The organism is Flavobacterium pisciphilum (genome assembly GCF_020905345.1).
Lineage (GTDB): Bacteria > Bacteroidota > Bacteroidia > Flavobacteriales > Flavobacteriaceae > Flavobacterium > Flavobacterium pisciphilum.
The window spans coordinates 5,433,196-5,446,960 of record NZ_JAJJMO010000001.1 but is presented as its reverse complement, the minus strand read 5'-3'; the positions used below and the strand labels follow the sequence as shown (position 1 = coordinate 5,446,960).

The following is a 13,765-nucleotide window of genomic DNA, read 5'->3' as shown; positions in this document are numbered from 1 at the left end:
GAAGGGTCTCATAAAGCAACTCGACATAGCATGAAGAGCTACATACGGAGTTATTTGCAGTCACAGTTGACAGTTTGCAGTTGTAATACTGAGACCGAACACTGTAAACTCTTTTGCACGCAGATTTAATAGATTAAGCAGATTATTTTTATCTACTATAAACACTGAGACTGAAAACTGAATATTAACCGCAAAGCACGCTAAGATTTACGCAAGGGACGCAAAGTTCTTTTTAATTTAAAACATGAAACTTTTTTGCACACAGATTTATTACTCGCAATCTTGTCACCCTGACGAAGGAAGGGTCTCATAAAGCAACTCGACATAGCATGAAGAGCCACATACGGAGTTTCTTCGTTCCTCAGAAAGACAAGATTGGAGAACTAATAATGAATGCAGAAAACTTTTTTTGCACGCAGATTTAACAGATTAAGCAGATTATTTTTCTCTACTATAAACACTAAATATTAACCGCAAAGCACGCTAAGATTTACGCAAGGGACACAAGATGCTTTTTAACTCAAAACTTAAACCTCTGAACCTTTGAGCCTCTGAGCCTTTGTACCTCTGAACCTTAGACCCTATAAAACTGAATAAAAACACACATTTATGAAACAAAATATATTTCAAACAACAATAGCAAAGCGCTGGCTGATTCTGGCGTTATTTTTACTTCTTTCTGTATTTGGCTATTATTCGTGGACGAAGCTTTCGATAGAGGCTTATCCAGACATTGGAGATGTAACGTCGCAAGTGGTTACACAAGTTTCGGGTTTGGCGGCCGAAGAAATGGAGCAACAAATCACTATTCCGATAGAGCGTGCTATCAACGGTTTGCCGGGGATGCATGTTATGCGAAGCAAAAGTACCTTTGGATTATCAATGGTAACGATTGTTTTTGATGATGGTGTCGATGATTATTTTGCCCGAGCAAGGATTCAGGAACGTTTAAACGATGTCGAATTACCATACGGGGCTACTCCGGGCTTAGATCCGCTTACGTCGCCTACAGGTGAGATTTACCGCTATATCATTGAAAGCAAAAATCATGATTTGAGGGAATTAAGCGAATTGCAAGAATACACCATTATTCCGAGAATAAAACAAATCTCGGGAGTAGCCGATGTTACCAATTTTGGTGGAATCACAACACAATATCAAGTTGAACTTAATCCACTGAAAATAGAACAATACGGACTATCCTTAAGCGAAGTTACTGATGCTATCGAGAAGAACAACGCCAATGTAGGCGGAAGCGTCATCGATCGTGGAGATCAGGCGTATGTAGTGCGTGGAATTGGTTTGGTGAAGAACCTTGATGACATTGGTCGCATTGTTGTTAAATCAGAAAATGGAGTTCCGATTTATTTAAATGATATTGGAAAATTAAAATATGGAAACCTAGAGCGCAAAGGGGCTTTGGGCTATTCAGACAAACGAGGTGCTGATTATTCGGATAATATCCAAGGTATCGTGCTTTTATTAAAGAACCAAAACCCTTCTGTAGTTTTAAAAGGAGTAAATGAAGCGGTAGAAGATCTAAATAAAAACGGACTGCCTGAAGGCGTTCAGATTCATACTTTTTTAGATAGAACCGATTTGGTAGACACCACACTTACCACTGTTTCGCACACCTTGTTAGAAGGAATGGCACTGGTAATTATTGTATTGATTGTTTTTCTAGGAAGCTGGAGAGGCGCCTTATTAGTAGCGATTACAATTCCTATTTCGCTTTTAATTGCATTTATTCTAATGAAACTTACTAATGTCCCTGCCAATTTACTTTCGTTGGGAGCAATTGATTTTGGAATTATTGTAGATGGAGCTATTGTGATGATGGAAACCATTCTGAAAAAGCGAGAAGATAATGAAGAGGAAGCACTCACAGAAAAAAGTATAGCCGAAAGAGCCAAAAGTGTCGCTAGACCTATATTCTTTGCAACGCTTATCATCATCATTGCTTATTTGCCCTTATTTGCTTTTGAGCGTGTAGAGAAAAAATTGTTTACACCAATGGCATTTACTGTAGGATATGCCCTTTTGGGAGCATTATCGGTTGCTTTATTGCTTATTCCGGGATTGGCTTATTTTATCTATCGCAAGCCACAAAAAATGTATCATAACAAATGGCTGGATAAACTAACCAATGCCTATCACAACAGCATTCTAAAAATAATGAAGACTCCTAAAAAAGTCTTTGCTCCTCTAATTGCAGTACTAACCTTTGCATTTATACTTACTGCCATGGTCGGAAAGGATTTTTTACCGCCGCTAGACGAGGGTTCAATCTGGTTGCAGGTTTCGTTACCACCCGGAATAACTTTAGAGAAATCAAAAGAGATGAGTGATACGTTACGCCGCCGAACTTTAAAACACGATGAGGTAACTTATATGATGGTTCAGGCAGGACGCAATGATGATGGAACTGATGCATGGACACCATCTCATTACGAATGTAGTATTGGTTTAAAACCATACAGCCAATGGAAATGGGGAAAAACCAAAGCCGACTTAATCAAAGAACTTGGAGAGGAATATGCCAGTATGCCAGGTTATAACGTAGGTTTTACTCAACCAATGATTGATGGTGTGATGGACAAAATATCAGGAGCACATAGTGAACTGGTAGTCAAAATTTATGGTGATGATTTTAAAGAAACAAGAAGAATAGCCGAAGACATTATTAAAACATTAGAGAATGTAAAAGGGGCTGTTGACTTGGCTATTGACCAAGAACCACCATTGCCACAAATACAAGTTATTGCCGACCGTCAGAAAATTGCTCAGTATGGGCTCAACGTAGATGATGTGTCAGAATTGATAGAAGTAGCAATGGGCGGAAAAGCAGTATCTCAAATTTTTGTAGAAAATAAAGTCTATGATATCATAACGCGATACAATGAAGAAAGCCGCAATAGTCTGGAGAAAATAGGAAATCTAATGCTGACCAATTCAGAAGGGATTAAGATTCCGTTGTCACAAGTATGCGATATCAAACTCAATACTGGAGAGAGCACAATTGCCAGAGAGATGAACAAACGCCATCTTACCGTTAGACTAAATCTAAGAGGTGCCGACTTGGGTTCTTTCTTAGCTGAAGCACAATCTAAGATTGAAAAGAAGGTAACATACGACCACGAAAAATATAAAATAAAATGGGGTGGTCAGTTTGAAAATCAAGAGCGTGCTTACAGTCATTTGGCTGTTATTGTACCACTAGCATTGGCGCTAATGTTTGTATTGCTGTATGGCGCATTTGGTAAATTCCGCCAAGCAGGATTGCTAATGAGTATCGTTCCGTTGGCATTATTTGGAGGAATGCTGGCGCTTAATGTCCGTGGTATGACGCTTAATGTATCCTCAGCAGTAGGTTTTATTGCTTTGTTTGGTGTTGCCATACAAAACGGAGTCATAATGATCTCGCATATCAATCAGCTTCGTAAAAACGGAATGGACTTGCTTAGTGCGGTAACAAATGGTGCCAAACAACGCTTTAGACCTGTATTAATGACTGCAACTGTTGCCGTACTAGGATTATTACCGGCTTCATTAGCAACAGGCATAGGAAGCGATGTACAAAGACCACTGGCTACTGTAATTGTTTATGGGCTATTGTTCTCAACAATTCTAACCCTGTTTGCTTTACCCTCTCTTTATTACCTGATGGAGAAAAAATTTAGTAGAGAAAATGAAGTTGTACAAGAAGAAATCAATAATCAATAAAATGAGGCATTATGATTAAATATATAAAATACAAATGGGTAATTCTTTTGATACTGCTACATGTTTCGGCAGTATCAAATGCTCAGATTGACACCACATTTACATCAGTAAAAATGGATTACACCCATTTCTTATCCTTAGTAAATAAAAACAATTTAGACTATGCCGCCGAGAAATTTAATGTCAACATCGCCGAAGCAGATATAGAAGCCGCAAAAGTATTCCCTGACCCTGAACTCGCTATAGGAGGCAGTGACAACGGACAGCGAAGAATGCAAATGGGATATTCTTTTTCTACTGAGGTCAGTTGGACATTAGAATTGGGCGGAAAACGAAAAGCGCGAATAAATGTGGCTAAAAGCACTAACGAACTAACGAAAGCCTTGCTAGAAGATTATTTTCGTAACCTACGTGCCGAAGCTACTTTGAATTATTTGACTAGCTTAAAGCAAAAAGACATCTTCAACGTACAACTAAACTCTTACACTATTCTTAAAAACATAGCTGTAGCTGATAGTATTCAGTATAAGTTGGGTAACATCGCCGAAATTGATGCACGTCAAAGCAAGTTAGAAGCCAATTCGATGCTCAATGATGTTTATCAAAGTGAAGCCGATTGGAAAACGGCCTTGTTGGAACTCGGAATCATGGTAGGAAATCAAAAAGCAGATACGTTGTATTCCCCATCAGGAGATTTAGCAAAGTTTGACCGTTTGTTTGATTTAAACGAACTAATTACTGCTGCCGAAAACAATCGAGCCGATTTATTGGCAGCACTTAAAAACAAAAATGTATCGCAAGATCTTTTAAAATTAGCCAAAGCCAATAGGGTGATCGACCTAGGATTAGGCTTGGGAGTAGAGAGTGCATCGGTAGTGAGTAATGCCGTTGCTCCTACTCCTTCATCAAACGCTGTTACGGCTGGCATTACCATTCCTTTAAAATTTTCGAATCGATACAAAGGAGAGCTAAAAGCGGCTGAATTTAGTATGCAACAGGCTGACATTTTATACAAACAAACCGAATTACAAATTCAGATAGAAGTACGAAAAGCATATTTTAATTACCTCACGGCTCAAAAACAAGTACGCCAATTTAATACTGGCTTGCTGACTGATGCACAAAAGCTCCTTGACGGAAAAATATACAGCTATAAGCGTGGAGAAACTAGTTTGCTTGAAGTCTTAAATGCACAACGAACTTATAATGAGACTCAACTTAATTATTATGAAACGGTATACAATTGCGCTGCAGCACTAGTCGAGCTAGAAAAATCAGCAGGTATTTGGGATATTAATTTTTAAAATACTATCGATAAAATGAAAAATACATATACAATTTGCATCATGCTCCTTTTTATATTAAAAATTAGCGCGCAACAAGAAAGCTTCACATTTGGGATTAGTGCAGGTACAAACTGGTCTTCTTTGACGGGAAAAGACATTGAGAGTCTATCAAGTGATGGTGCTGCCAAAAGTGCGATTGGGCAAACAATAGGGATTACGCTCGATAATAAAACAGCAACTTACTTTGGTTTTAAACACGAGCTTTTTTATAGTCGCCGTAGTACAACTATCACAATTGATGATGGGGTAAATCCAGAATTCGACAGTTGGTTTAAACGTCAGTATATTGATTTATTCCCAGTGAGTCCAACTCTTTATTACAAAGGCATCGAGGTGTATGCAGGGCCGTATTTGGGGCTTTTAATGAACGCTTCGGTACAACGCAAAGATGAAAACGGAAATACATATACCGATAAAACAATTTACGGTACTGCCGAAGCCACAGGTAACTATAGCCAGAAAATGGATGCAGGATTTGTTGCTGGTTTAAACTATGGTTTGCCAAACGGCATCAATATAGGCGCAAGATATAGTAGGGGTTTTGTACCAATACTAGAGGATTCTGAAAGCAAACACCAATTAAAGATTTACAATGAAAGCTTTTTTGTAACAATAGGATATAAATTCAATAAAAGGTAATTGACTTTAATGAATAGCAAACATCTTTTATAAAGGCTAAACAAGCTTTTATTCAAAACAAACCATATAAAACTGAGTTTGTGTTTCTATCCTTGAATCCCCTTTTTGTCCATTACATTGAGCGAGTAATAAACACTATAATAATAGTATATACTCTATTTTTCCAATGCAATTATCAGTACAGCCTCAACTTTATTATTGAATCTATTGAGGCACTATAATTTGGCTAACAAGGATAAATCCCAAAATCCAGCTAAATATAATACCATCGCAAATCGTGCTGATCTTTTGCATTATAGAGCATTATACTTAAAAGCCCAATTCATACGAATTGGGCTTTTAACTTGTGTTTCGTTAGAAAACGATTATTTCTTTAAAATGCCTTTTTCGACACTTACATCTATTAATTTTTCGGCATAAGTCCAGATGCTGCTTGATCCTTCCTTTATCACACTTTTCTTCTCATGAACTTTGGCATAATTTACCCCAAACTCGCTCCAAGTGCCTCCATTGTTTGATGTGTTTTGTAACAATGGTTCTAGCCTATCCATTGCTTTGGCAAATTTTGCTTCGTTCGTTTCACCAGCTTCAAATTCTTCCCATACTTTAATAAACTCCGCTGCTTGCTCCTGAGGCAACAATCCAAAGATTCTATTGGCTGCCAACCGTTCTTCGTCTGTATTAGAATGACTTTTTTGGGTATCATAAATAAAAGTATCTCCTGCATCAATTTCAACAATATCATGAATCAAAGCCATTTTAACGACTTTTAAAACATCAATCTCTGCATCTGAATGTTCTGCTAATACCAGTGCCATAACAGCCAAGTGCCAGCTATGTTCAGCATCGTTTTCATTTCTGTCGCTGTTAAACAGTTTTGTTTTTCTTTGAATGTATTTAATTTTATCAATCTCTTTAATAAAATCAATTTGCTTTAATAATTTCTCAGACAACATATTTTTCATTTTATATAATTAACCACAGTCAAACTGCTTCAAAGAAGATTGATACTCACAAAGCCTTTTTAAAAAACTGTCCTAATCTTTTTAAATCCAGTTCTAAACTATCATCCCATTGCAATGCAAAATTTAATCGCATGCAATTATTAAACTGATCGTGTTGTGTAAACATTCTTCCGGGTGCAAAACTTAGTTTTTGCTCTATCGCAAGATCAAACAACGCTGTAGTATCAATCCTTTGGTCCAACTCCAACCATAAAAAAGAGCCTCCCTGTGGTTGTGATATTTTTGTATTTGCAGGAAAATGGTCTTCTATCGTACACTGGTATTTTAAACAATTGGTATGCAAAGTATGCCTTAACTTTCTCAAATGCTGGTCATACCCACCAAACTCCATAAAATCGGCTATAACCTCCTGATATAATGAAGGCATCGATACTGTTTGTAGTAATTTTTGCGATATGATTTTATTCTTGAATTTTCCGGGTGCTACCCAACCTATTCGATAACCGGGAGCTAGGGTTTTAGAAATTCCACCGCACCACATCACAATTCCTGCTTCGTCAAATGCCTTGCAAGGCTTGGGTCTTGAGTCACCAAAATAAAGATTCCCAAATAAATCATCTTCAATTAAAGGGACATTATGGTAAGTAAGCATTTCTACCAATGCTATTTTAGTACTATCTGGCATTAAACTGCCCATCGGATTATTGAAATTACTCACCAAACAAACGGCATTGACCTTGTGTATGATTTTTTTTAACGCATCAATATCTACTCCAAATACAGGATCAGTAGGCAATTCTATTACGTTTAAACCCATTGATTTTGCCAATTGCAAGATTCCAAAATACACCGGACTTTCTACTGCTAGCGTATCACCGCTTTTGGTAACTGCCATCAAGCAATTAAATATAGCACTCATCGTACCCGGAGTAGTTACTACTTCGTCTTCGGTAAGTTTGCCTTCTAAAACTAATGCCCACTTAGCAACATTTCGTCTCAGGTTTTCGTTTCCCTGTGCTGGCTCAATTGCTACGCTTCTATTGCCTAAACTGCGGGTCATTTTAATGACACTTTTGTTTAGTTTCTCTATTGGCAGCAAACTATTGTCTGGTATTCCTAATGAAAACTGTCGGATATCGTCCCTTTTGATAGTATCAAATATCTTGTTTATCAATTCATCGGGATTCTTTTCTTTTCTTGATAAATCTGGATTACTAATCGACGGAAGTGCTAGCTTTCTTTGGCTTGATGCACTCACGTAATACCCCGATCTTGCTCGCGATTCTATAAGAGATTTACTCTCTAGTTCTAAGAACGTTTGCTTGGCAGTATTAAGACTTATGCCGTGAATTTTTTGCACTGATCGCAACGATGGTAGTTTATCGCCTATTCTGAATGTTCCCGAAAAAATTTGTCCTTCGATTATTTTCGCAACTTTATGATATAAAACTTCTTTAGTCATTTATAAAAAAATTCCTGTGCTGTGTAAAATTACGGAATACAAATCTGTATCCTAAAGTTTTTATTATAAAATATTCAAACCTACTAAACCGAATGATTTATCAAATTTGTCAGCCTACAAATTGAATTTTTTAAGTTTTCCTTAATCGGATAGCTCTTTTCCTCTTTTTTGGTGAAGTTTAATAAATTCTCAGCCATATCACCAGAAACGATTCCTTTATCCGAAAGCACTCTATAAGTAATCTCATCTGATTCATTAAACAATACAAATGAGCAAGCCAATATCTCATCATTATCTCCTGTCATGATGTGCTGAGGAAGACCAAAATCTTGTGTCAATACATTTATTTTAAAACCGTCTTGTTGCGCGTATAAGTCTACGATCTTCTTAAGATCTGATAAGTAAACTGATCTGTATTTAATATTCATAACTTAATTTATTGCTGTTGTTGTTCTTAATTTTCTACAGCACAAATGTATATCGCGCCTGTAAAAAGACACAGATACAGAAATAGGTTTTATTATGGATACAGATTCTTTTTTAAACGAATGAACTTGGCTTTAAAAATCCGTAGACTTTCACAAGACTTTTGAAACAACACACAGAATATGCTTCAAAACATTGAGACAAGAGTCTTGTTAAATTAGTATTTGAGATTGCAATACAGGAATACAATAAAAAGACAGCTGCATATCTAAAACAATAGTGAAAGCCTAATAAATACAAATTACTAGTAATCAACTGACTAATAAAATATAATACGCTCATTTAAAGTCAAACCAAAATCCCTAGAAAAATATTCAATAATCAATTAATAATCATTAAATTACACTAATAAAATGCATTATACCTCACCTCACTTCACCTTAAAGCATAAGTAGAATAGTACAAATTTGATGTGCTCTAAAATAGCTGAATAAATACGAATTACTGTACGTATCAAAACGAATAACACAACGAATAAAAACCATAATATGAAACACTCCTACTCTCTAGTTTTAATGTGTTTATTGTGGGTTGGATTACTCCAAACACGAATATATAGTACCAATACTACTTCCTATAAATCTTCGTCCCTCGCTTTAGGAAACAATACTATTATTTCAGGATTAAACTCCGATTCAAAAAACATACCCGATCCCTCTACAACCCAAGCCCATATTGCGCTTAGAAACTTGACCAAAAAAGCAATCGCTATAGACCCAATCATTCCGGGTGATGCGGGCAACTTTATCACTACTTGGAGGGTTGCAGCTGGTGATTTGACTATTGTAATTCCTACTTCGGGTACTGGTTACAACTACACTATTTATTGGTCTGAAGTAGGAAATCCGAGTAACCAAGGCACTATTACAAACAATACAGGAAACCAAACGATAACATTCCCTTCTGCTGGGACTTATAAAGTCGAAATCAATGGTGATTTTCCTCATTTTTATATAAACAACTATGCCGATAAAGATAAAATCTTAACAGTAGCCCAATGGGGAACTATTGCTTGGAAAAGTATGCGGGCTGCTTTTTATGGAGCAAGCAATCTCACCGTCACTGCCTCTGATAAGCCCAATTTAAGCCAAGTCACTAATATGAATTTTATGTTTGCAGCAGCAAGCTCTTTTAATAGTCCTATTAATGATTGGGATGTTTCTAATGTAACAAATATGGCTAACCTATTCAATACTGCAATGGTGTTTAATCAAAGCCTTAGTAGTTGGGATGTTTCTAATGTAACCGATATGTATGCTATGTTTACTTATGCAATAGTATTCAATCAGGATATTAGCAGTTGGGATGTTTCTAATGCAACTACTCTGTACGCAATGTTTTATGGAGCAACTGCATTCAATCAAAACATTAGCAATTGGAACGTATCCAAAGTAACCAATATGGCGTTGATGTTTAGTGAAGCTACGAGTTTCAATCAAAATCTCGGTAAGTGGAATGTCTCTTCAGTTGCTTATATGGAGGCGATGTTAAATAACACAGCACTTTCTATAGCTAATTACGACAATGCACTTATAGGTTGGGCAACGCAAACGCTTAAACCCAATGTTAATTTGGGTGCAACAGGTCAAAAATATTGCATAAGTGAAACAGCCCGACAGTCAATTATTACCAATTATGGATGGAACATTACTGCCGACAGTAAAGATTGTACTAACAATATTCCGAGTGATATTAGCCTTAGTAACAATACTATAAACCAAAGTGCGGGTACTAATGCAACTGTAGGTACACTTAGCTCTACTGATGCCGATGTAGGCGATGGCCATACTTATACTCTAGTCGCTGGAACTGGCGATAACGACAATGCCTTCTTTAGTATAACTGCTACAACACTAAAAGCCAATAATGCATCGACTATGTGCAACAGCACCTATAGCATTCGCATTCGTACAACAGATAATTATGCCAGTAGTTATGAAAAAACATTTTCTATAACAGTTCTAGATGATGTAGCCCCTGTGCCCGATGTGCTTGTTTTACCAACCATACAAAGAGAATGTGCAGTAAAGACATCAGATATTACAGTACCTACAGCTACTGATGTTTGCTCTGGAATTGCCACTGCCACTACAACCAGCCCTTTGGAATACACCACTCCCGGCACGTATACCATAACATGGAATTATGTAGACAATAACAGCAATACAAGTTCCCAAACACAAACAGTTGTTGTAACTCCTTCTGTCTTGGAACAAGTAACATTCAATGATACTAACGTGACTTTTGATGGCACTACGCAAGCAATCACTGTAGCCAATCTTCCAACAGGAGCAACTGTAGCCTATACGATTACTTTGCCTACCGGAACTGTTGATGGCAACAGCGCCATAAATGCCGGAGTATATCCTGTTATTGCAACAATAACACCACCACCTACAGAAGTAAACTGCAATCCGATTGAATTAACCGCAACATTAACTATACTCAAGGCTGATTTAACTGGAATTGAATTTGAAGGAGCGCACTATACCTATGATGGTATGTCGCATTCTATCTTGGCTACTGACCTACCAGCAGGCGCAACAGTAAGTTATACCAATAACAACCAAACTCTAGCAGGAACCTATGAGGTAACCGCAGTAATAACACTTCCAAATTACAACGATTTACAATTAACAGCCACTTTAGTAATCGATAAAGCAACCACAATCATTACTGCCGATGAGGTACAAACGTATACTTATGATGGTACTCCAAAAAATACAGTCGCTAGTCTGAATAACCCCGAAGGAATGCTGACTTATACCCCTCAACAAGGTTATACCGATGCAGGTACTTACCCAATTGTGATTTCTGTAGCTGAAACAATCGATTATTTGGCTGCTTCCAAAACGATTCGTTTGGTTATTGAAAAAGCCAATCTTACTGGAATTGCATTTAGTGGAGCAACCTTTACTTACGATGGTAGTCCGCATTCGCTAGCAATAACTAATCTACCCACTGGCGCAACTGTGGTTTACACCAATAACAGCCAGATTCAAGCAGGAACGTATGAGGTAACTGCAGTAGTAACGCAACCCAATTACAATGATTTACAATTGACTGCAACCTTGATTATTGATAAAGCAAATCAGTCGATTGCATTTGATCCTATTCCTGTAAAAAACGTAGGAACTGATACTGATTTTCAATTAAATGCAACGGCTTCATCGGGTTTGAGCGTGTATTACACCTCTACTTATTCTTCTCAAACTCCTGCGGCAACTGTTACTCCTACTGGCTTGGTTCAATTAATAACTTCGGGATCTATATTGATTACAGCACATCAGGATGGAAATCTAAATTATAACCCTGCCTCAACCGTACAACAGCAATTACTGATTACCAGTTCTGACAATACAATTCATGAAATTAGTATCAATAATAAAGTTTATAAAAACCCTGAAAGCGAATTGTTTTATTTGATTGATTGTGACGACAATTCTGATGTGGTAAACGTTCAGATTAAAGTTGAAATGGGCATTCAAATTATTCCGGGGCTATCCTTTACTATTGAAACGCTTCGCCCAGGGATTTACCGTCAAAAAGTAACTGTTATTGCTCAGGATGGAAGAATTAGAGATTATGAAATCATTGTGGAGAAAAAATTTAATTTTGAAGACATTGTAGTTACCAAATTCGATAATGTTCTTTTAGTAAACAACAACTCCAAAAACAATGGTGGCTATGACTTTATAGCCTACGAATGGTACCGAAATGGGGAACTTATCGGAACGGAACAATATTATTCTGCAGGTGACAAATCATCTGATCTTTTAGGCACAAAATCGGTTTATAGTGTACGCATGAAAACAACAAACGGAATATGGTTAACTACTTGCGAAATAGAAATAGCACAAAAAAATAAGTATTCTGTTAAGCTTGTTCCGAATCCTGTTTACAGTGGAAACGTGCTAAAAGTAATAAGTGATTTCCCTACTGAAGAAGTAAAGAACCTCAAAATTAGTATCTATGATGTAACAGGGAGATTGCTACTCGAAAAGACAGCTAATCAAAATAATACTGAAATAATAGTTCCGTCAGGATTGCCCTCTTCAGCGTATATTCTCCGATTTGATACTGGCAGTACTGTTAAATCAATACCGTTTTTAGTACATTAATTATCTATAAAAATCCAATGATTTTTTGACAAATAAAAATGAAATTATGAGAAAATTATATAGTTGTTTACTCTTAGCAATTGGTTTTGTTGTAAGTGCACAAGAAAAACCAAAAGAAAGCCCGCATCGCCTTATATTCTCTGCTATTGGAACGCTCAACAAGCAACTAGAAAAACCAACAGCTGGAAAATCTACTATTGAAAATGGATATCAGGTAGGTCTTGGTTATCGGTATTACCTCAATTCTAAATGGAGTTTGGGTTCGGGACTAGAATATCAATATTACAAAACAAATACATCTCTCGCCACTCTCACAGATCGCTATACAACAACGGATTTAGAAGGCGATTCTTTTGAGTATAGATATACTGCAACTGCTTACAGCGAAAACCAAAAGATGCATTATCTGGCTGTTCCAGTAACTATTCAATTTGAGACGACAGGCCCTGCAAGTTGGTATGTCAATGTAGGGATGCAAGTGGGCTTTAATCTTGCTGCTAATTATGAAACGTCTATCGATGCGCTTACAACCAGTGGGTATTATCCGCAATGGAATGTAGAATTACACGACCCAAAATTTATAGGATTCGGAACTTGGTCTGATTTTAATTCCAAAAAACAGGATTTAGAATTAAAAACCTTATTCATGCTTACTGCCGAATCGGGGATTAAATTACAAATGACTCCTAAGAGTAATCTTTATGTTGGGCTTTATGTGAATTATGGTTTAAACGATATCAAAAAAGAAAAGGTCTCCCAAAGCCCGATAACTTACAATACAAATACTCCCGAAAAACCAATAGTTAATTCCTTACTATATGCAACCGATAATAAAGGAACTTCCTATTTAAGCCAGTTCAACTTGATTTCTTTTGGTATAAAACTGAATTGGAGTTGGAAAATATAAAATTTTAAAAACTGCAAAAAAAATCCCCGATAGCACTATCGGGGAATCTTTCCTCACTCCTATTGAGTTGAGTTTTATTTAGTCAAATTAAGCAACCATAAACAGCTGTTTATTTA

General features: G+C 36.8%; 8 protein-coding genes. 5 read left to right on the top strand and 3 right to left on the bottom strand.

Annotated features, from left to right (window positions below; translation table 11 throughout):
- Window positions 1-609: 609 nt before the first annotated feature.
- The 3 genes from LNQ49_RS23145 to LNQ49_RS23135 are packed head-to-tail and all read left to right on the top strand — an operon-like array spanning window position 610 to window position 5,708.
- Complete coding sequence (locus tag LNQ49_RS23145; RefSeq protein WP_229991300.1) at window positions 610-3,723, top strand: efflux RND transporter permease subunit; 3,114 nt, start codon at window positions 610-612, stop codon at window positions 3,721-3,723.
- A gap of 11 nt (window positions 3,724-3,734) precedes the next feature.
- A complete protein-coding gene (locus tag LNQ49_RS23140) occupies window positions 3,735-5,027 on the top strand; it encodes a TolC family protein (RefSeq protein WP_229991299.1) in 1,293 nt (430 codons plus the stop codon).
- Between the two features lie 15 nt (window positions 5,028-5,042).
- Window positions 5,043-5,708: an outer membrane beta-barrel protein gene (locus LNQ49_RS23135; RefSeq protein WP_229991298.1), complete on the top strand. Its 666-nt coding sequence runs from the start codon at window positions 5,043-5,045 to the stop codon at window positions 5,706-5,708.
- Window positions 5,709-6,073: 365 nt separating this feature from the next.
- On the opposite strand, the gene LNQ49_RS23130 is transcribed toward LNQ49_RS23135, so the two are convergent.
- The 3 genes from LNQ49_RS23130 to LNQ49_RS23120 form a co-directional block, all read right to left on the bottom strand.
- A complete protein-coding gene (locus tag LNQ49_RS23130) occupies window positions 6,074-6,664 on the bottom strand; it encodes an HD domain-containing protein (protein WP_229991366.1) in 591 nt (196 codons plus the stop codon).
- Window positions 6,665-6,719: 55 nt separating this feature from the next.
- Window positions 6,720-8,135 carry an aminotransferase-like domain-containing protein gene (locus tag LNQ49_RS23125; protein ID WP_229991297.1) on the bottom strand — a complete coding sequence of 472 codons (1,416 nt, stop codon included), beginning with the start codon at window positions 8,133-8,135 and terminating at the stop codon, window positions 6,720-6,722.
- A gap of 83 nt (window positions 8,136-8,218) precedes the next feature.
- Entirely contained in the window at window positions 8,219-8,563 is a 345-nt protein-coding gene (locus LNQ49_RS23120; protein WP_229991296.1) for a hypothetical protein, read from the bottom strand.
- Between the two features lie 546 nt (window positions 8,564-9,109).
- On the opposite strand from LNQ49_RS23120, the gene LNQ49_RS23115 reads away from it, so the two are divergent.
- A complete protein-coding gene (locus LNQ49_RS23115) occupies window positions 9,110-12,742 on the top strand; it encodes a BspA family leucine-rich repeat surface protein (RefSeq protein ID WP_229991295.1) in 3,633 nt (1,210 codons plus the stop codon).
- Window positions 12,743-12,788: 46 nt separating this feature from the next.
- Entirely contained in the window at window positions 12,789-13,649 is an 861-nt protein-coding gene (locus LNQ49_RS23110) for an outer membrane beta-barrel protein (RefSeq protein WP_229991294.1), read from the top strand.
- The last annotated feature ends 116 nt before the right edge of the window (window positions 13,650-13,765 follow it).

Bases quoted from the DNA above. Each gene is read 5' to 3' on its own strand.
- LNQ49_RS23145 (WP_229991300.1), top strand. From the start codon at position 610: ATGAAACAAAATATATTTCAAACAACAATAGCAAAGCGCTGGCTGATT.
- LNQ49_RS23140 (WP_229991299.1), top strand. From the start codon at position 3,735: ATGATTAAATATATAAAATACAAATGGGTAATTCTTTTGATACTGCTA.
- LNQ49_RS23135 (WP_229991298.1), top strand. From the start codon at position 5,043: ATGAAAAATACATATACAATTTGCATCATGCTCCTTTTTATATTAAAA.
- LNQ49_RS23130 (WP_229991366.1), bottom strand. From the start codon at position 6,664: ATGTTGTCTGAGAAATTATTAAAGCAAATTGATTTTATTAAAGAGATT.
- LNQ49_RS23125 (WP_229991297.1), bottom strand. From the start codon at position 8,135: ATGACTAAAGAAGTTTTATATCATAAAGTTGCGAAAATAATCGAAGGA.
- LNQ49_RS23120 (WP_229991296.1), bottom strand. From the start codon at position 8,563: ATGAATATTAAATACAGATCAGTTTACTTATCAGATCTTAAGAAGATC.
- LNQ49_RS23115 (WP_229991295.1), top strand. From the start codon at position 9,110: ATGAAACACTCCTACTCTCTAGTTTTAATGTGTTTATTGTGGGTTGGA.
- LNQ49_RS23110 (WP_229991294.1), top strand. From the start codon at position 12,789: ATGAGAAAATTATATAGTTGTTTACTCTTAGCAATTGGTTTTGTTGTA.